18 protein-coding genes and 1 pseudogene are annotated in these 17,822 nt (G+C 57.2%); 6 read left to right on the top strand and 13 right to left on the bottom strand.

Translation table 11 applies throughout. The features are described from left to right. Positions 1–9: 9 nt before the first annotated feature. The 4 genes from ubiE to RMS95_RS01385 all read right to left on the bottom strand — a co-directional run bounded on the left by ubiE (position 10) and on the right by RMS95_RS01385 (position 5,466). Positions 10–741, bottom strand: a complete 732-nt coding sequence (ubiE, locus tag RMS95_RS01400; RefSeq protein WP_310642916.1) for a bifunctional demethylmenaquinone methyltransferase/2-methoxy-6-polyprenyl-1,4-benzoquinol methylase UbiE — start codon at positions 739–741, stop codon at positions 10–12. 16 nt (positions 742–757) lie between these two features. Next, positions 758–1,177 (bottom strand): DUF971 domain-containing protein, encoded by a 420-nt coding sequence (locus tag RMS95_RS01395; protein ID WP_310642914.1) that lies wholly within the window; start codon positions 1,175–1,177, stop codon positions 758–760. 14 nt (positions 1,178–1,191) lie between these two features. Further along, positions 1,192–5,064: an FAD/FMN-binding oxidoreductase gene (locus tag RMS95_RS01390; protein ID WP_310642912.1), complete on the bottom strand. Its 3,873-nt coding sequence runs from the start codon at positions 5,062–5,064 to the stop codon at positions 1,192–1,194. A 117-nt stretch (positions 5,065–5,181) separates the two neighbouring features. Then, complete coding sequence (locus RMS95_RS01385) at positions 5,182–5,466, bottom strand: hypothetical protein (RefSeq protein WP_310642910.1); 285 nt, start codon at positions 5,464–5,466, stop codon at positions 5,182–5,184. Between the two features lie 24 nt (positions 5,467–5,490). Between RMS95_RS01385 and hemA the strand changes: the two genes are divergently transcribed. The 4 genes from hemA to grxD are packed head-to-tail and all read left to right on the top strand — an operon-like array spanning position 5,491 to position 9,066. Then, on the top strand, positions 5,491–6,750 hold the full coding sequence (gene hemA / locus RMS95_RS01380) for a glutamyl-tRNA reductase (RefSeq protein WP_310642908.1): 1,260 nt from the start codon (positions 5,491–5,493) through the stop codon (positions 6,748–6,750). A gap of 8 nt (positions 6,751–6,758) precedes the next feature. Further along, entirely contained in the window at positions 6,759–7,868 is a 1,110-nt protein-coding gene (gene prfA, locus RMS95_RS01375; protein ID WP_310642907.1) for a peptide chain release factor 1, read from the top strand. Further along, on the top strand, positions 7,865–8,722 hold the full coding sequence (prmC, locus tag RMS95_RS01370) for a peptide chain release factor N(5)-glutamine methyltransferase (RefSeq protein ID WP_310642905.1): 858 nt from the start codon (positions 7,865–7,867) through the stop codon (positions 8,720–8,722). Before prfA ends, prmC begins: the two co-directional genes overlap by 4 nt. Before the next feature lie 26 nt (positions 8,723–8,748). Next, positions 8,749–9,066, top strand: coding sequence for a Grx4 family monothiol glutaredoxin (gene grxD, locus RMS95_RS01365; protein ID WP_310642903.1), 318 nt, complete (start codon positions 8,749–8,751; stop codon positions 9,064–9,066). A gap of 49 nt (positions 9,067–9,115) precedes the next feature. Here grxD and RMS95_RS01360 read toward each other — a convergent pair whose 3' ends face one another. From RMS95_RS01360 to RMS95_RS01350, 3 genes are all read right to left on the bottom strand, one after another. Next, on the bottom strand, positions 9,116–9,496 hold the full coding sequence (locus RMS95_RS01360) for a hypothetical protein (protein ID WP_310642901.1): 381 nt from the start codon (positions 9,494–9,496) through the stop codon (positions 9,116–9,118). Positions 9,497–9,546: 50 nt separating this feature from the next. Next, on the bottom strand, positions 9,547–10,215 hold the full coding sequence (locus RMS95_RS01355) for a lytic transglycosylase domain-containing protein (protein ID WP_405023348.1): 669 nt from the start codon (positions 10,213–10,215) through the stop codon (positions 9,547–9,549). 68 nt (positions 10,216–10,283) lie between these two features. Then, on the bottom strand, positions 10,284–12,029 hold the full coding sequence (locus RMS95_RS01350; protein ID WP_310642897.1) for a proline--tRNA ligase: 1,746 nt from the start codon (positions 12,027–12,029) through the stop codon (positions 10,284–10,286). A 104-nt stretch (positions 12,030–12,133) separates the two neighbouring features. Between RMS95_RS01350 and RMS95_RS01345 the strand changes: the two are divergent. Beyond that, positions 12,134–12,625 (top strand): annotated as a pseudogene (locus RMS95_RS01345) (RNA pyrophosphohydrolase); the annotation flags it as partial. Positions 12,626–12,805: 180 nt separating this feature from the next. On the opposite strand, the gene proB reads toward RMS95_RS01345, so the two are convergent. The 4 genes from proB to rplU all read right to left on the bottom strand — a co-directional run bounded on the left by proB (position 12,806) and on the right by rplU (position 15,669). Further along, on the bottom strand, positions 12,806–13,945 hold the full coding sequence (gene proB / locus RMS95_RS01340; RefSeq protein ID WP_310642893.1) for a glutamate 5-kinase: 1,140 nt from the start codon (positions 13,943–13,945) through the stop codon (positions 12,806–12,808). Between the two features lie 9 nt (positions 13,946–13,954). Next, on the bottom strand, positions 13,955–15,022 hold the full coding sequence (gene cgtA / locus RMS95_RS01335) for an Obg family GTPase CgtA (protein WP_310642890.1): 1,068 nt from the start codon (positions 15,020–15,022) through the stop codon (positions 13,955–13,957). 65 nt (positions 15,023–15,087) lie between these two features. After that, entirely contained in the window at positions 15,088–15,345 is a 258-nt protein-coding gene (gene rpmA, locus RMS95_RS01330; protein WP_100131650.1) for a 50S ribosomal protein L27, read from the bottom strand. Between the two features lie 12 nt (positions 15,346–15,357). Continuing rightward, a complete protein-coding gene (gene rplU, locus RMS95_RS01325; protein WP_104796975.1) occupies positions 15,358–15,669 on the bottom strand; it encodes a 50S ribosomal protein L21 in 312 nt (103 codons plus the stop codon). Between the two features lie 181 nt (positions 15,670–15,850). Between rplU and RMS95_RS01320 the strand changes: the two genes are divergently transcribed. Continuing rightward, complete coding sequence (locus RMS95_RS01320) at positions 15,851–16,780, top strand: polyprenyl synthetase family protein (RefSeq protein WP_310643169.1); 930 nt, start codon at positions 15,851–15,853, stop codon at positions 16,778–16,780. A gap of 25 nt (positions 16,781–16,805) precedes the next feature. On the opposite strand, the gene RMS95_RS01315 is transcribed toward RMS95_RS01320, so the two are convergent. Further along, a complete protein-coding gene (locus tag RMS95_RS01315) occupies positions 16,806–17,129 on the bottom strand; it encodes a hypothetical protein (protein WP_310642887.1) in 324 nt (107 codons plus the stop codon). Between the two features lie 115 nt (positions 17,130–17,244). Continuing rightward, the gene (locus RMS95_RS01310) at positions 17,245–17,637 is read right to left on the bottom strand and encodes an H-NS histone family protein (RefSeq protein WP_310642886.1); all 393 of its coding nucleotides are present in this window, start codon (positions 17,635–17,637) and stop codon (positions 17,245–17,247) included. Between the last annotated feature and the right edge of the window lie 185 nt (positions 17,638–17,822).

Below are 17,822 nucleotides of genomic sequence, written 5' to 3'. Positions count from 1 at the left end.
TTTAATTGTTCAGCACTTGATTCCAACATGAAGCGCGACAACGCCTGCGCTCATGTTGTGAAAGTCCACATGACCAAAACCACTTTGCTTCATGAGGGCTTTGAGTTCTTCTTGGCTGGGGTGCATGCGAATGGACTCGGCCAAATAACGGTAACTGGCGTCATCCCCCGCAATCATCTGGCCCAACTTGGGCAGGATATTGAAGGAATACCAGTCGTAGGCCTTCTCCAGCGGCTTGGCCACTTTGGAGAATTCGAGCACCAGCAACTTGCCGTTGGGCTTGAGGACGCGGCACATTTCTTTGAGCGCCACATCTTTGTGCGTCATGTTGCGCAAACCAAAAGCCACGCTGACCACATCAAAGTGGTTGTCTGGGAATGGCAATTTTTCGGCATCGCACACCAAGGTGGGCAACACAAAGCCGTGATCAAGCAAACGATCGCGCCCCGTGCGCAGCATGGCTTCGTTGATGTCGGTGTGCACCACGCGGCCCGTTTTGCCGACCTTTTTGGCAAACGCCATCGACAAATCGCCCGTGCCACCTGCAATGTCGAGCACTTGCGAGCCTTCGCGCAAATCAGCCACCATCACGGTGTAACGCTTCCAGAGGCGGTGTAAACCGGCGGACATGAGGTCGTTCATCACGTCGTATTTGGACGCGACAGAGTCAAACACGCCACGGACATGCTTGGCTTTTTCTGCTTCGTCGACGGTTTTGAAACCGAAATGGGTGCTACTCATAATTTTGACAATTTTATCAATGTGCGTGACTGCTACAGCCTGCACCTGCCTTTTCAGGCATGGGGGCATCGCGGCTGGTGCCCGCTTCGCTCAGACGGCGTTCGTAATCGGCCCAAAGCTGGTCTTGCTCGGAACCCAAGAAATACAGGTATTCCCAAGTGAACAACCCACTGTCGTGGCCGTCACTGAACGTGGGCTTGACGGCGTAGTTACCCACAGGCTCCAAGCCCTCCAACCCCACCTCGCGCTTACCGGTTTGCAACACCTCTTGGCCCGGGCCGTGGCCCTGCACTTCAGCGGAGGGGCTGTAGATGCGCATCAGCTCGAACGGGATGCGGAACGTCGCGCCATCTGAAAAGCTAATTTCAAGCGCACGGGACGCGCCGTGCACGGTGATGTCTTGCGGTGTGGGGGTATGTTTTTCGAGGCCGGCCATTGCTGTCTTTCGGTTTAAACCAACACGCGCTCAATGCCACCGGCATTGGCTTGGGCCACGTACTCGGGCATCCACTGCTCGCCCAAGATCTTGCGCGCCATCTCGACCACGATGTAGTCGGCTTCGAGCAAACCATTTTGCAAATCGTCGCCGTAACGGGTCAAACCTTGCAAGCAGCTGGGGCAGCTGGTGAGGATCTTCATGTCACCTTTGGCTTGGCCAGTCATGGCACGCAAGGCGACTTCGTCTTTTTGCAACTCCTCCTCTTTGCGGAAGCGCACTTGGGTCGAAATGTCAGGGCGCGTCACACCCAAAGTGCCCGACTCGCCACAGCAACGGTCGCTCTTGACCACTTGATCGCCCACCAAAGCCTTGACCGTTTTCATCGGGTCTTGCTGCTTCATGGGGCTGTGGCAAGGATCGTGAAACAAATAGCCCGCTTGCTGTTCGGCATTGAGCTTGATGTCCTTTTCGAGCAAGAACTCGTGGATGTCGACGATGCGGCAACCAGGGAAGATCTTGTCGAACTCGTAGCCTTGCAACTGGTCAAAGCACGTGCCGCAGCTGACCACGACGGTTTTGATGTCGAGGTAGTTCAGTGTGTTGGCCACGCGGTGGAAGAGCACGCGGTTGTCGGTGATGATTTTGTCGGCCTTGTCAAACTGACCCGAGCCCTTTTGCGGGTAACCGCAGCACAGGTAACCGGGCGGTAACACCGTTTGCACGCCCGCATGCCACAACATGGCTTGCGTGGCGAGACCGACTTGACTGAACAAGCGCTCCGAGCCGCAACCGGGGAAATAGAACACAGCCTCGGTCTCTGAGGTGGTGGCCTGCGGGTTGCGGATGATCGGCACGTAGTCTTTGTCTTCAATGTCCAACAAAGCACGGGCGGTTTTCTTGGGCAAACCACCCGGCATTTTTTTGTTGATGAAGTGAATCACCTGCTCTTTGATGGGCGCTGTGCCCACGGTGGCGGGCGGGGCTTTGGTTTGCTTGCGTGCCATCACGCCCAGCACGTCGTGCGCCACACGCTGCAACTTCATCCCCACGTCCACCATCGCGCTGCGAGCGAACTTGATGGTCTCGGGGTTGGTCGCGTTGAGCATGAACATGGCCGCGGCGTTGCCGGGGCGGAAGCTCTTTTGCCCCATCTTGCGCAACAAATTGCGCATGTTCATGGACACGTCACCGAAGTCGATGTTCACGGGGCAAGGCGTCAAGCACTTGTGGCAGACCGTGCAGTGGTCGGCAACGTCTTCAAACTCTTGCCAGTGTTTGATGGACACGCCACGACGGGTTTGCTCTTCATACAAAAAGGCCTCGACCAACAAAGAGGTGGCCAAAATTTTGTTGCGTGGGCTGTAAAGCAAGTTGGCACGTGGCACGTGGGTAGAACACACGGGCTTGCACTTGCCGCAACGCAAACAGTCTTTCACGCTGCCCGCGATGGCGCCAATGTCGGACTGCTGCATGATGAGCGATTCGTGGCCCATCAAGCCAAAACTAGGCGTGTAGGCTTGGCTCAAATCGGCATGACGCACGGTGGCATCGGCGTCCGCATGGCGCAGCAATTTGCCTTTGTTGAAACGGCCTTCGGGGTCGATACGGGCTTTGTAGTCAGCAAAGGGCTTCAACTCGGCGTCGGTCATGAACTCCAGCTTGGTGATGCCAATGCCGTGCTCGCCCGAAATCACGCCGTCCAACGAACGCGCCAGCACCATGATGCGGGCCACCGCTTCGTGGGCGGTTTGCAGCATGGCGTAATCGTCGCTGTTGACCGGAATGTTGGTGTGCACGTTGCCGTCACCGGCGTGCATATGCAGCGCCACCCAAACGCGGCCTTTGAGCACGCGTTTGTGAATGGCATTGCACTCGTCCAAGATGGGCAAGAACTGGGCACCCGTGAAGATGTTTTGCAACACCGCACGGATTTGGGTTTTCCAACTGGCACGCAAGCTGTGGTCTTGCAACTGCGGGAACAAACCATCGCAGTCACGCAACCAGCCTTGCCACAGGCCGCGAACGTCCTCAATGAGGGCGCGTGCCTGCTGTACGCGGTCTTCCATCAACTCGGGGGATGGAATGTCCGCCGCATCGTCCGACTTGCCCAGCGGCAGGTTGCCTTTGGCAAAAAAATCGTCCAAGGCGTCGCACAAGGCGATCTTGTTGCGCAAACTCAGTTCGATGTTGATGCGCTCAATGCCGTCGGTGTACTCGGCCATGCGCGGCAGTGGAATGACCACGTCTTCGTTGACCTTGAAGGCGTTGGTGTGACGGCTGATGGCTGCTGTGCGTTTGCGGTCCAACCAAAACTTTTTACGCGCCTCAGCACTGACAGCCACAAAGCCCTCGCCGCTGCGTGAGTTGGCCAAACGCACCACTTCAGAGGTAACACGGGCCACGTCGTCGGCGTTGTCACCGGCGATGTCACCGATCAACACCATTTTGGGCAGACCACCGCGTTTGCTCTTGGTGGCATAGCCCACCGCGCGCAAATAACGGTCGTCCAAATGCTCTAAACCGGCCAACAACACGCCGCTGCGCTTTTGCTCGGCAAACATGAAATCTTTGATGTCCACGATGCTGGGCACCGCGTCTTTGGCGTTGCCAAAGAACTCCATGCACACCGTGCGGGTGTGCTGCGGCATGCGGTGTACGATCCAGCGGGCGCTGGTGATCAAGCCGTCGCAGCCTTCTTTTTGGATGCCCGGCAGACCGCTCAAAAACTTGTCGGTCACGTCTTTGCCCAAGCCTTCTTTGCGGAAGGTTTTACCGGGGATGTCGAGGCGCTCTTCGCGGATGGGCGTTTTGCCATCGGCTTGGAAATAGTTCAGCACAAAGCTGGCCATCTCGGCATCGTGGATCTTGCCGAGGTTGTGCTGCACGCGGGTGACTTCCAGCCACTGCGCGTCCGGCGTCACCATGCGCCAGCTGGCCAAGTTGTCGAGCGCGGTGCCCCACAACACAGCCTTCTTACCGCCCGCGTTCATGGCAATGTTGCCGCCAATGCAAGAGGCTTCGGCGGAAGTGGGGTCTACCGCGAACACAAAACCACCACGCTCGGCGGCATCGGCCACGCGCTGCGTCACCACACCGGCTTCGGTCCAGATGGTGGGCACGGGCTGGTCGAGGCCCGGCAACTGGCGCATCTCCACCTCGGTCATGGCTTCGAGTTTTTCGGTGTTGATCACCGCACTGCGCCATGTCAGGGGAATGGCACCCCCGGTGTAGCCCGTGCCACCGCCACGCGGCACGATGGTCAAGCCTAAATCGATACAGCCTTTGACCATGCCGGCCATTTCAGCTTCGCTGTCGGGGGTGAGCACGACGAAGGGGTATTCCACACGCCAATCGGTGGCGTCGGTCACATGCGACACGCGCGACAGGCCATCGAACTTGATGTTGTCGCTGGCCGTGAGCTTCTTTAACAACCGGGTGGTCTTTTTGCGCAAATCGGCGATGGTGTCGAACTGCGCATTGAATTCTTCAATGGCACGGCTGGCCGCCTGCAACAACTGGCCCACCAAGGCATCGCGCTCAGCATCGTCTTGTGGGGTGCGGCGGCGGGCCACTTCGCCCAAACGGTGGTGCAAAGCCTCCACCAATTGGTGGCGACGCTTGGGCGTGTCCAGCAAATCGTCTTGCAAATACGGGTTGCGCTGCACCACCCAAATATCACCCAACACCTCGTACAACATGCGTGCCGAACGCCCCGTTTGACGCTCTTGGCGCAGACGCAACAACAACTCCCAAGCATCGAGACCGAGCAAACGGATCACGATTTCGCGGTCAGAAAACGAGGTGTAGTTGTAGGGGATTTCGCGCAGCCGAGGGCTTTCAGGGGCCGTGGCGAGCAAATGGTTGAGCGAGGTGGGAGCGTTCATAGATCAGGGTGCGCGTAGACGGCGCTTAAGGTTCGCTTATTGGGCATGAATGGTACTGCAGGGTATGCCCCTAAGGCCGAGCAGCCCCAGAGAGAACTTACCCACGAAGTGGATGCTTCAGCGTCGCCAGCCTTGGCACATCAGCCATTGCGCCGTGGCACAGGCCAGCACCAAAGCGCCGTAGGTGGCCATCTTGCCGTCAACGCCCCAGAGCCACAAACCGCCCAACAAGATGAGCGTGCCCAACACACCGCCCCAAAAAGTCTGTGTCAGTACCCCCCAGCGTGAGGCAGAGAGCCAGCGGCGCAGGACAAAACGGGCGAACAAGGCGCAAAACAAGGCCATCCACCACGCGGGGGCGATGAAGTTAAAAGTGTGAATGATGTGTTCTGAAGGACCCATGCGCGTAAATTTTATAATCTGGGGATGGCAGTCTGGGCTTTGGGCCTCAATCACAACACAGCTCCGCTCGACTTGCGGGGAAAGTTCGCGTTCGCCCTCGAACAAATGGCGCCCACATTGAGTGCGTTGCGCCTGAGCCATACCCAAGACAGCGAGGTGGCCATCTTGTCCACCTGCAACCGCACCGAAATTTACGGCGCGGGCGATGCCACCCAACTGCAACAAACCTTGGCTTGGCTGGCCCAATCGGGGGGCGTGTCACCCGATGCGCTGCACGGCCACACCTACGCCCTGCAAGACGACCAAGCAGCCCGCCACGCCTTTCGCGTCGCCAGCGGCCTCGACTCCATGGTGCTGGGCGAGCCCCAAATTTTGGGTCAGATGAAAGACGCGGTCCGTGCCGCCTCAGAGGCCGGTGCGTTGGGCACCACCCTCAATCAACTGTTCCAACGCTCGTTCGCCGTGGCCAAGGAAGTGCGCAGCTCTACCGAGATTGGCGCGCACTCCATCAGCATGGCCGCCGCTGCCGTGCGTTTGGCCAGCCAATTGTTTGAAGATTTGAGCGAAACCCGCGTGTTGTTTGTGGGCGCAGGCGAAATGATTGAGCTTTGCGCCACCCATTTCGCGGCCAAAACGCCCAAAGGCATCGCCATCGCCAACCGCACACTCGAGCGCGGCGAAAAACTCGCCACACAATTTGGCGGCCAAGTGATGCGCTTGGCCGACTTACCCGAGCGCCTACATGAATTCGACGTGGTGGTGAGCTGCACCGCCAGCACCCTGCCCCTGATAGGCTTGGGCGCCGTCGAACGTGCACTCAAGCAACGCAAGCACCGCCCCATGTTCATGGTCGACTTGGCCGTGCCACGCGACATTGAGCCCGAAGTGAAGTCGCTCGAAGACGTGTACCTCTACACCGTAGACGATTTGTCGGTGGTGGTACAAACCGGCCAAGCCAACCGCCAAGCCGCTGTGGCGCAAGCCGAAGCCATCATTGACGCAGGCGTGCAAAGCTTTGCCAACTGGTTAGACCAGCGCAGCAACGTACCGCTGATTCAGCAACTCAACACCCAAGCCGACGAATGGCGCCAAGCCGAACTCGCCCGCGCACGCAAGCTGCTGGCCAAAGGCGAGGATGTGGATGCGGTGCTCGAAACGCTGTCACGCGGTCTGACCCAAAAAATGCTGCACGGTGCCATGGCTGAGCTGCATGCCGGCGACATCACCGCCCGCGAAGACGCCCGCCGCGCGATTGAGCACTTCTTTTTGCGCGGCAACCGCTAGGCTCGCCCATGAAAGACTTTTTACGCGCCCAACTGGCGCGCTACACGCAACGCTTGGCCGAGCTCGACTTTTTGCTGTCTCGCGAAGACATCATGAAAGACATGGCGCAGTTTTTGGCCCTGTCTCGCGAACACACCGATGTGGCCGCCACCGCCAGCCGTTTCACCCGCTACCAACAGCGCGAAGCCGACATGCAAGCCGCGCAACACATGCTGCAAGACGTGGGCGACGATGACGAGATGCGCGCCATGGCGGACGAAGAAATTGCCAGCGCCCAAGCGGAGTTGACGCAGTTAGAGGCCGAATTGCAGCGCATGCTGCTGCCCAAAGACCCCGACGATGCGCGTCCTGCGTTCATTGAAATTCGCGCAGGCACGGGCGGCGACGAGTCGGCCCTGTTTGCCGCCGATTTGCTGCGCATGTACATGCGCTACGCCGAGCGCCAAGGGTGGCGCACTGAGATCGTGAGCGAATCACAAAGCGAACTAGGTGGCTACAAAGAAGTGGTGGTCCGCATGGACGGCGGCTCCAGCGGCGACGGCGTGTATGGCTGGCTCAAGTTTGAGTCAGGTGGCCACCGCGTGCAGCGTGTGCCCGCCACCGAAACCCAAGGCCGCATCCACACCAGCGCCTGCACCGTGGCGGTGCTGCCCGAGCCGGATGAAGCCGAGGCCATCAAAATTAACCCGTCTGATTTGCGCATCGACACCTACCGCGCCAGCGGTGCGGGCGGCCAGCACATCAACAAGACCGACTCTGCGGTGCGCATCACCCACTTGCCCACGGGCATCGTGGCCGAATGCCAAGATGGCCGCAGCCAGCACAGCAACAAAGCATCGGCCCTCAAAGTACTGACCGCACGCATCCAAGAAAAAGACCGCGCCGAGCGCGCCGCCAAAGACGCGGCCATGCGCAAGGGGCTGATTGGCAGCGGCGACCGCTCAGACCGCATTCGCACCTACAACTTCCCGCAAGGGCGTTGGACCGACCACCGCATCAACCTCACGCTCTACAAGCTCAACTTCATCATGGAAGGCGATTTGGGCGATGCGCTGCAAGCCTTGCGTCACGCCCACGAAGCCGAGCAGTTGGCGGCGCTGGAAGTGGGCAACACATGAGCGCCCCCACCGTGCAACAAGCCCTCATGGGCGCGCAAACTTTAGGGCTGCCGCGCCTAGACGCGCAAGTGCTGTTGTTGCACGCCTTGGGCCGCGAACCACACGACCGCGCGTGGCTGCTCGCGCACAGCGACGATGTGCTCGACGCGGGCATCCAAGACGCGTTTGCCAGCTACGTACAACGGCGACTCAACACAGAACCCGTAGCCTACATCACGGGTCACAAAGAATTTTTTGGTTTGCGTTTGCAAGTGGATGCCCGCGTGCTCGATCCACGTGCCGACACTGAAACCTTGGTGGAATGGGCCTTGTCTTGCCTCGCTGATACGCCCACCCCCTCTGTGGTAGACCTAGGCACGGGCAGCGGCGCCATTGCATTGGCCCTGAAACACGCACGCCCAGACGCCCAACTCTGCGCCGTAGACGCCAGTGCGGACGCCTTGGCCGTGGCCCAAGCCAATGCGCAACGCCTCAGGCTGGCTGTGGCGTTTCACCATGGATCTTGGCTCGCCCCATTTGAGGCGCCAAACGTTGGCCAGCCCCAGCACTTCGATGCCATCGTCTCCAACCCACCTTATGTGGCCAGCGACGATGCCCATTTGGCCGTGTTGAAGCACGAACCTTTGTCGGCATTGGCGTCAGGCCACGATGGCTTAGATGACATTCGCGCCATCGTGCGCCAAGCCAGCCACCACCTCAAACCCGGCGGCTGGCTGCTGCTGGAGCACGGCTTTGACCAAGCCCATGCCGTGCAAACTTTGTTAAGCAACCAAGGCTTCGAAGCGGTACAAAGCCGCCCTGACATCGCGGGCATCCTGCGCTGCACGGGCGGACAATGGCCAACAGTGAAATAATTAACTTTTGATTTGGAGAGTGACCCATGAGCGATGTGCAACAACGTATTGATGAGCTGGTAAAGGGCAACGAGGTGTTGCTGTTCATGAAAGGCAGCGCAAGCTTCCCCATGTGCGGGTTTTCTGGCCGCGCCATTCAGATCTTGAAAGCCTGCGGCGTCGACCCCAAAGCCATCAAGACCGTGAACGTGCTCGACGATGCCGAAATTCGTCAAGGCATCAAGGAATACAGCAACTGGCCCACCATTCCTCAGCTCTACATCAAGGGCGAGTTCATCGGTGGCTCAGACATCATGATGGAAATGTACGAGTCGGGCGAGTTGACCCAAGTGATCAACGGCTAATCTACGACTTGTCATTTGAGACAAAGCCCGCTCTTGCAGCGGGCTTTTTTCATGGTGGCGTGGCTGCGGCAGGGGGTGCAGCTTCAGGCGCAGGGACCGTGGGTTTGCATTCGTGATTGCCAAAACGCTGCACGCACAAACTTTCCGCGCATGCGCTGATCAGACGTCGACGTGGCTCTTCGTTGCGGTCCACGATCACAGGCTCCATCACCATGACGCTGTCCATCCACATGACGGGCGTACACACGGTTTGCTTGTTGTGCGCCGCATCTTGGACGGTGACGCAATTGACTCGCCCCGTCGGCACCTGAACCCAACGCTGACGCATCTCGAACGAGCGAACCTTGTCCTCTGGGTATTGGCTGTACGCGCTGGGCGAACACTCTTGGTACGCCGCCTTGTACTCAGGCGTGGCACAGCCACTGAGCATCAAGAGCCCAATGAAAAGCCAATAACCAAGGTGTGAAAAAAAATGAGGTTTCATTGCCACGCCATTTTGGCGGAGATGACGGCATTGGGATAGTCCATCTGCCCTCGGCTGCCGTTGTAACGACCCAGCGCCAAGGCCAAATGCCCGTTTTCGAGGTTGAGGTAATGACGCAAGATCACGCAGCCGAAGCGCAAATTGGTTTGGGCTTGAAAGAGCACCGATGCATCGTCTTGTGCCAAGACGCGCGTCCAAAAGGGCATGACCTGCATGAAGCCCCGCGCGCCTGCGCTGCTGATGGCGAACTTGCGAAAACCACTCTCGACTTGAATCAGCCCCAAAACCAATGCAGGCTCCAAACCCGCCCGCTGGCTTTCGTACCAAACGGTTTGTAGAAATTCGCGACGCAAATGTGCGCTGGCTAACTCATGGGTTAATGCATCGGGCGACGTCGTGCTTGCTTTGCGACGCTGCAGTTGTTTGGCTAAGCGCGCCTCAGCCTGTGTCAGCCATTGCTGAAAGGCTTGCGCGGCTTTGTCGTCGGCATGGACCAAGCTGGGTGGGGCCGACGAGTTCACGGCCGCACTGAGTGCGGTGCGCACCGAGTCGATCAAGGGTTCTTCACGCTGACTGCCTGCGTGGGCCGAAGCGATGCACGCGGCACAGAACAAAGAAAACACGGTCCTGAGGGGCCTGAGAGCGCGCCCCCCTTGCAGGGCCATGACCCGCATCAGAAGCTCAACACCCGCCAAGCCAACTTGGCCTAGGCGGGAGCAAGCAGCCTGTTGCATCACAGACCGAGTTTGGCCTTCACATGCGCCAAAACGTCAGCCACAGCCACTTTGGTAGATTCGGTGTCGCGGCGGTGTTGGTACTCGACCACACCGTCTTTCAAACCCTTGTCACCAATGGTCACGCGGTGTGGCACGCCAATCAGCTCCCAATCGGCAAACATCGCGCCGGGGCGCTCGCCACGGTCGTCCAAGATGACGTCCACGCCCAAAGCCAACAGTTCTTGGTAGAGCTTGAAGGCGGCGGTTTTGACGTCTTCGCTGCGGTCCATGTTGACGGGGCAAATGACGGCCGTGAACGGTGCAATGGCGTCAGGCCAAATCATGCCGCGCTCGTCGTGGTTTTGTTCGATGGCAGCGGCTGGCAAGCGTGTGACGCCAATGCCGTAACAACCCATTTCCATGAATTGAGGCTTGCCGTTTACATCCAAGAACGTCGCGTTCATGGCTTGGCTGTACTTGGTGCCGAGGTAGAACACATGGCCCACTTCGATGCCGCGCTCGATGGCGAGCACACCTTGGCCGTCGGGTGATGCGTCACCGGCCACCACATTGCGAATGTCGGCCACCAAATCAGGTTCAGCCACATCACGGCCAAAGTTGACGCCCGTCATGTGGAAGTCCACGTCGTTGGCGCCGCAAATCCAATCGGCCATGAGAGCCACATCGCGGTCAGCCACGATTTTCAAAGGCTGCTTCAAGTTGACGGGGCCGAGGTAGCCAGGCTTGCAACCGAAGTGGTCATCAATTTCACCAGTCGTCGCAAAGCGGAAGCCGCCTTCAAAGCCGGGCAGCTTGCCCACTTTGACTTCGTTCATGTCGTGGTCGCCGCGCAAGAGCAAGAGCCAGACTTGTGACTTGACGACTTCGCCTTTGTCGTTGAGCGTATCGGTGGCCAGCACCAGTGACTTGACGGTGGTGTTCAACGGCACGTTCAACAAGGCCGCCACGTCTTCGCAGGTGCTCTTGCCAGGCGTGGCGGTTTTAGTCAGCGCCTGCGTGGCTGAGCCGCGTGTTTGCGTGGGGGCCAAGGCCTCGGCCTTTTCCATGTTGGCGGCGTAGTTGCTGGTGGGGCAATAGACGATGGCGTCTTCGCCCGTGGCGGCAATCACTTGAAACTCTTCGCTCAAGTCGCCACCGATGGCGCCGCTGTCAGCGGCCACCGCGCGGTAGGTCAAGCCGAACCGGTCAAAAATTTTGCGATACGCGTCGGCCATGACTTGGTAGCTTTGCTTGGCCGAGACTTGGTCACGGTCAAAGCTGTACGCGTCTTTCATGATGAATTCGCGACCACGCATCAAACCAAATCGGGGACGACGCTCATCGCGGAATTTGGTTTGAATTTGGTAGAAGTTTTTGGGCAACTGCTTGTAGCTGCGAATTTCTTGGCGGGCGATGTCGGTCACCACCTCTTCGCTGGTAGGTTGCACCACAAAGTCGCGGCCGTGGCGGTCTTTGATGCGCAGCAACTCAGGGCCCATCTTGTCGAAACGGCCCGTCTCTTGCCATAGCTCGGCGGGTTGCACCACGGGCATGGTCAGCTCAATGGCACCCGCCTTGTTCATCTCTTCGCGCACGATCGCCTCGACCTTGCGAATCACACGCAAGCCCATGGGCATGTAGTTGTAAATACCAGCGCCGAGCTTTTTGATCATGCCCGCACGCATCATCAATTTGTGGCTGACCACTTCGGCATCTGCGGGGGCATCTTTGAGGGTGGAAATTAAAAACTGAGAGGCTTTCATGCGGGCAACTAAGGTCGATAAAGAGAGGGGAATTTAGGTAAATCCGAGAGACAAGATGCAGCTCTGTGCATAATGGTCTCAGTTTAAAAATTTGAGGTTTGATTATGCTTGACCGAGAGGGGTTCAGACCCAACGTCGGCATCATCTTGCTCAACCAAAAAAATCAGGTTTTTTGGGGCAAGCGCATTCGCACGCACAGCTGGCAGTTCCCGCAAGGCGGCATTGATCGAGGAGAAACACCCGAGCAAGCCATGATCCGCGAGCTGCATGAAGAAGTGGGGCTCAAACAAGAGCATGTGCGCATCGTTGCCCGTACCCGTGATTGGTTGCGCTATGAGGTGCCTGACCGGTTTATTCGCCGTGATGCGCGTGGCTTTTACAAAGGCCAAAAGCAAATTTGGTTTTTGCTTCAACTGGTGGCACCTGACCACCACTTGAACTTGCGTGCCACCAACCACCCTGAGTTCGACGCTTGGCGTTGGAACGATTATTGGGTGCCGCTGGATGTGGTGGTGGAGTTCAAGCGTGGGGTGTATGAAATGGCGCTGACCGAGCTGTCACGCTTTTTGCCGCGCCAAGACAACCGAAACAGATTTCAACGCAACACGCATCAGCATCCGCAAGACATGATGGTGATGTCCAAGCAATTTGGGGTGTCTGGTCACATGGAGTTGCCGCCCGGCGCGACCTTCGATCCAGACCCTCAGTCTGCGATGCGCCCCCACGAGGGCTGAAACGATCGGCATGGGCCTCTTGGTGCCCATGTCATCGTTTTATCAAGCTAACTTGGTGAGGACCAAGTTATCGCGGTGGACCATTTCAGCTTCGGCCACGTAGCCAAGCAAGGACTCCACATCGGTCGAGGGCTTGCGACACAGCAAACGCGCTTCGGCGCTGGCGTAATTGGCCAGACCGCGCGCAATTTCTTGGCCCTGCCCGTCCACGATGGCAATCACTTCGCCGCGTGAAAAATCACCGCTCACAGCGGTCATGCCAATGGGCAACAAACTCTTGCCCTCGTGACGCAACTTGACAGCGGCACCTTCATCGATGGTGATTGCACCTCGCAATTGCAAATGATCGGCCATCCATTGCTTACGGGCTTGTTGCTTTTGAGTCGGCGCGATCAGCAAGGTGCCAATCGCCTCGCCTTGTGTCAGCCGTAGCAACGCATCGGGCTCGCGCCCCCACGCAATCACGGTAGAAGCACCGGAACCTGCCGCGCGTTTGGCCGCCAAGATTTTGGTGATCATGCCGCCACGGCCAATGCTGGAGCCCGCTCCGCCCGCCATTTCTTCGAGTTTGGGGTCGCCTGCGCGGGCTTCATGCACAAACGTCGCGGCGGGGTCATGGCGCGGATCGGCGGTGAACAAGCCTTTTTGGTCCGTGAGAATGATCAAAGCATCGGCCTCGACCAAGTTGGCCACCAAGGCTCCCAAGGTGTCGTTGTCGCCAAACTTGATTTCATCGTTGACGACAGTGTCGTTTTCATTGATGACCGGCAGCACCCCGTGGGCCAACAGGGTCAACAAAGTGGACCGCGCATTCAAATAACGCTCGCGGTCCGCCAAATCTGCATGGGTCAACAGCACCTGCGCAGAACCCAAGCCGTTTTCACGCAACTTGGTTTCGTACATCTGGGCCAAACCCATTTGGCCGACGGCGGCGGCGGCTTGCAATTCGTGGAGTTCTTTGGGACGCGTGGTCCAACCCAAACGCTTCATGCCTTCGGCAATCGCGCCACTGGAGACCATGATGAGCTCGCGGCCATCGCGCACCAAGGCGCTGAGTTGACGACACCATTCACCAATGGCTTGCTCGTCTAAGCCGCGACCTTCATTGGTCACCAAACTAGAACCGACTTTGACCACGATGCGACGCGCATCGCGCAACACGGTGGAGCGAAGTTCTGTCATGTTGAAACGTTAAGGCGTGGGCTCAGCAAAGCGCGGATCGATGTACTCAGGCGGCTGCTCGGCCACCTGCTGCGCTTTGATGTGCTTGTAGATTTCTTTGATCAAAGGCTCGCAACCTTCACGCGTGAGCGCGGAGATTTCAAACACGGGGCCTTTGTATTTGAAACGTTTGACGAAGTCCGCCACCAACGCAGCACGCTCGTCGGCAGGAATCATGTCGAGCTTGTTCAGGACCAACCAACGTGGTTTGTCGTACAAGGCTTTGTCGTATTTCTTCAGTTCGGCCACGATGGCCTTGGCTTGCGCCACGGGATCGACACCATCGTCGAAAGGGGCCACATCCACGATCTGCAAAAGCAGGCGGGTGCGTTGCAAATGGCGCAAAAACTGGTGTCCCAAGCCCGCACCGTCAGACGCACCTTCAATCAGCCCCGGCACATCGGCGACCACAAAGCTTTGCTCAGGGCCCACGCGCACCACGCCCAAATTGGGGTGCAAGGTGGTGAAGGGGTAATCGGCAATTTTGGGACGCGCATTGGAGATCGCGGAGATCAACGTGGACTTGCCGGCATTCGGCATGCCCAGCAACCCGACATCGGCCAACACTTTGAGCTCCAGCTTCAAGCTGCGTTTTTCACCGGGCCAGCCGGGCGTTTTTTGACGAGGCGCGCGGTTGATGGCGCTCTTGAAACGCATGTTGCCGAAGCCACCGTCACCGCCTTTGGCGATGGTGATGACCTCACCCGGGGTCAGCAACTCAAACAACACGTCGCCAGTTTCGGCGTCAGTGATGATGGTGCCCACCGGCATTTTCAGAATGATGTCGTCTCCGGCCGCCCCGAACATGTCGGAACCCAAGCCGTGCTGCCCGCGCTTGGCCTCATGGCGGCGCGAGAAGCGGAAGTCGACCAAGGTGTTCAGGTTGACGTCGGCGATGGCAAACACATGCCCGCCTCGCCCACCATCCCCACCGTTGGGGCCTCCAAATTCTTTGTACTTCTCATGGCGGAACGAGACGCAGCCGTTCCCCCCATCGCCAGCGGCAATGTCGATATAGGCTTCGTCAACGAATTTCATGGATGTAGTCTAAAAAGAGTAAAGCCCCGACGAATCGGGGCTTTGCAACATTCTGCTTAATTCAATTAAGCAGGTGTCACGTTGACCATGTGCTTGTTCAAAGCGCCTTTAACGCCGAACGACACGTGGCCATCAACCAAAGCGAACAAGGTGTGGTCTTTGCCCACGCCGACGTTAACGCCGGGGTGAAACTTGGTACCACGTTGACGCACGATGATGGCGCCTGCGGAGATCAACTCACCGCCGAAAGCTTTCACACCGAGCATTTTGGGCTTGGAATCACGCCCGTTTCGCGTAGAGCCGCCGCCTTTTTTCTGTGCCATGTCAAATGCTCCTTAGCCGTTGATGGAAGCAATCTGCAGTTCAGTGAACTGCTGACGATGCCCTTGGCGTTTTTGGTAGTGCTTACGACGGCGCATTTTGAAAATACGCACTTTGTCGTGCTTGCCATGAGACAAAACTGTCACTGTGACAGTTGCACCGGACACCAAGGGTGTGCCGACCTTGAGTTCAGCGCCGTTACCGACTGCCAAAACTTGATCGATCACAATCTCTTGGCCAACGTCCGCAGCAATCTGTTCTACTTTAATTTTTTCACCAGCAGCAACACGATACTGTTTGCCACCGGTTTTTATGACCGCGTACATGTGAGACCTCTAGATAAGAATCTATTTGGATATCTGCGAACGAATTTCCGCAGAGCCCGAAATTGTAGCAGTTCCAAGGCTAACCCGCACATCCCTATAATTTGCTGGCTTTTCAACTGTTGAGTACCTCCCTGTTTTGACCTCTGCCTCCTCCTCCGCCCTGTCTTTGATTGCTGCCGATATGGCAGAGGTTGACCGCGTCATCGCGCAACGTTTGGACTCAGGCGTGCCTTTGGTGAGCACGGTGTCGCAGTACATCATTTCAGCAGGCGGGAAGCGCATTCGCCCCGCCTTGGTCTTACTCATGTCGGGGGCTCTTGGCTATCAAGACACCCAGCGCCATAACTTAGCCGCCATTGTGGAGTTCATCCACACCGCCACCCTGCTGCACGACGATGTGGTCGACGAGTCGACCTTGCGCCGAGGCCGTGCCACCGCCAACGAATCGTTTGGCAACCCTGCCAGCGTGCTGGTCGGTGACTTTTTATATTCGCGCGCTTTTCAAATGATGGTTGACTCTGGCGAAATGCGCGTGATGGAAGTCTTGGCTGATGCCACGAATGTGATTGCAGAAGGCGAAGTCTTGCAACTGATGAACATGCATGACGCTTCGCTGGATGAAGCGGGTTATTTACGCGTGATTCGCTCAAAAACAGCGAAGTTATTTGAAGCCAGCACCCGTTTAGCAGCCATCATGGCACGCAGCACGCCCGAGGTAGAAGCGGCATGTGCCGACTATGGCCAAGCATTAGGCACTGCATTTCAAGTGATTGACGATGTGCTTGATTACGACGGCGACGCTCAAGAACTTGGTAAAAATTTAGGTGATGACCTGCGCGAAGGGAAAAATACCTTACCTTTGATCATCGCCATGCAGCGCGCCCCTGAACAAGAACGCCTCATCATTCAGCGGGCCATTGAAAACGGTGATATGGAGGCCTTGCCCGACATTGTTCGCATCGTGCGCAGCACGGGCTCGTTAGAGGCCACGCGCAGTTCCGCCAGCTTGGAAGCGGAGCGCGCCATTGCCGCTTTGCACGTCTTGGCGCCCAGCCCTTACCGCGATGCGTTGCACGCCTTAGCGGCTCAACTCTTAGATCGAAGAAGTTAAGCCGCTCGCGAAAAGTCAGTTCCCTTTATTCCTGCACCAGTCTGCAAGGGGCTTTGATATTCTTTTCAGCACGTCTTTCCTCGCAATAGCGCATGGCACGACGCTCTCCCTCGGCTGACATCTTGATATGGATCGAACAGCGAAATATCATTTTTTCGCCATCCGTATGGCTGTCAAATGCGGCCGCGCAATGACTCATTGGCGTCATTTCTGGTTTTTGCTCTTTCCACACGGAGCGCAAAGGATCTGGCAGCTCATTCAACGGGACCGTAGGATAACCGGCGGTCGCAGCGTAGACGCTCATCATTCCAAAAACAATAAAACCAAGAACTGATATTGTCTTTTTCATTTTTCGATTAATTTTGTTTAAAAGCTCATTCTAGAACTGAGCAAGTTCAAACAGAACCTCAGATATAAAACAAAAAGCCCGCATGACGCGGGCTTTGATGCATATCAAAACGACGTTAAACCGCTGCGGGCTCTACGGCAATCAGTGCAGTATCTAAAGTACCGGCGGTTTTCAAAGCCTGAACCCAAGTTGGCGAAACGCCACGACCTGTCCACGTTTGCTCTGGATTAGCGGGATTACGGTATTTAGGTGCCACTTTCTTACCAGCCAATGCGCCTTTTTTAACAGCTTTAGGCGCCTTGGCAACTTTGCCAGCCTTCGCGGGCTTGCCTTCTGTCAGTGCCTTGGTGATGTCTGCAGCTGTCAAGCCAGCATCTTTGGCCATTTGAACAATTTGCGACAGAACTTTGTCGTGTGATTTGCTCAACAACGCCTGTTCTTTTTTAGCCAACAACTCGCGTTGTTTACGAATAGTAGCAAGTTGATTTGCGACGGTTGTACGTGCCATATATTCATCCCCAATAAGTAAAGTTTCAATAGAGATGATATATCAATTGGCGGATTCAAGGACGAAGTGCAACACGCTTTAACGAGGCATGGAATACCTCGTGAGGTGTCTTGAATCCTAGTCGCTTTCTGGGGCGATGATTCAATCGGTTTTCAATCATAGTCAATTCCTCATCCGTCACGGTT

It is taken from the genome of Limnohabitans sp. (genome assembly GCF_031539175.1).
In the GTDB taxonomy this organism is placed as follows: Bacteria; Pseudomonadota; Gammaproteobacteria; order Burkholderiales; family Burkholderiaceae_C; genus Limnohabitans.
Note: the sequence above shows the minus strand (reverse complement) of the source record. Positions and strands in the feature narration are given on the sequence as shown.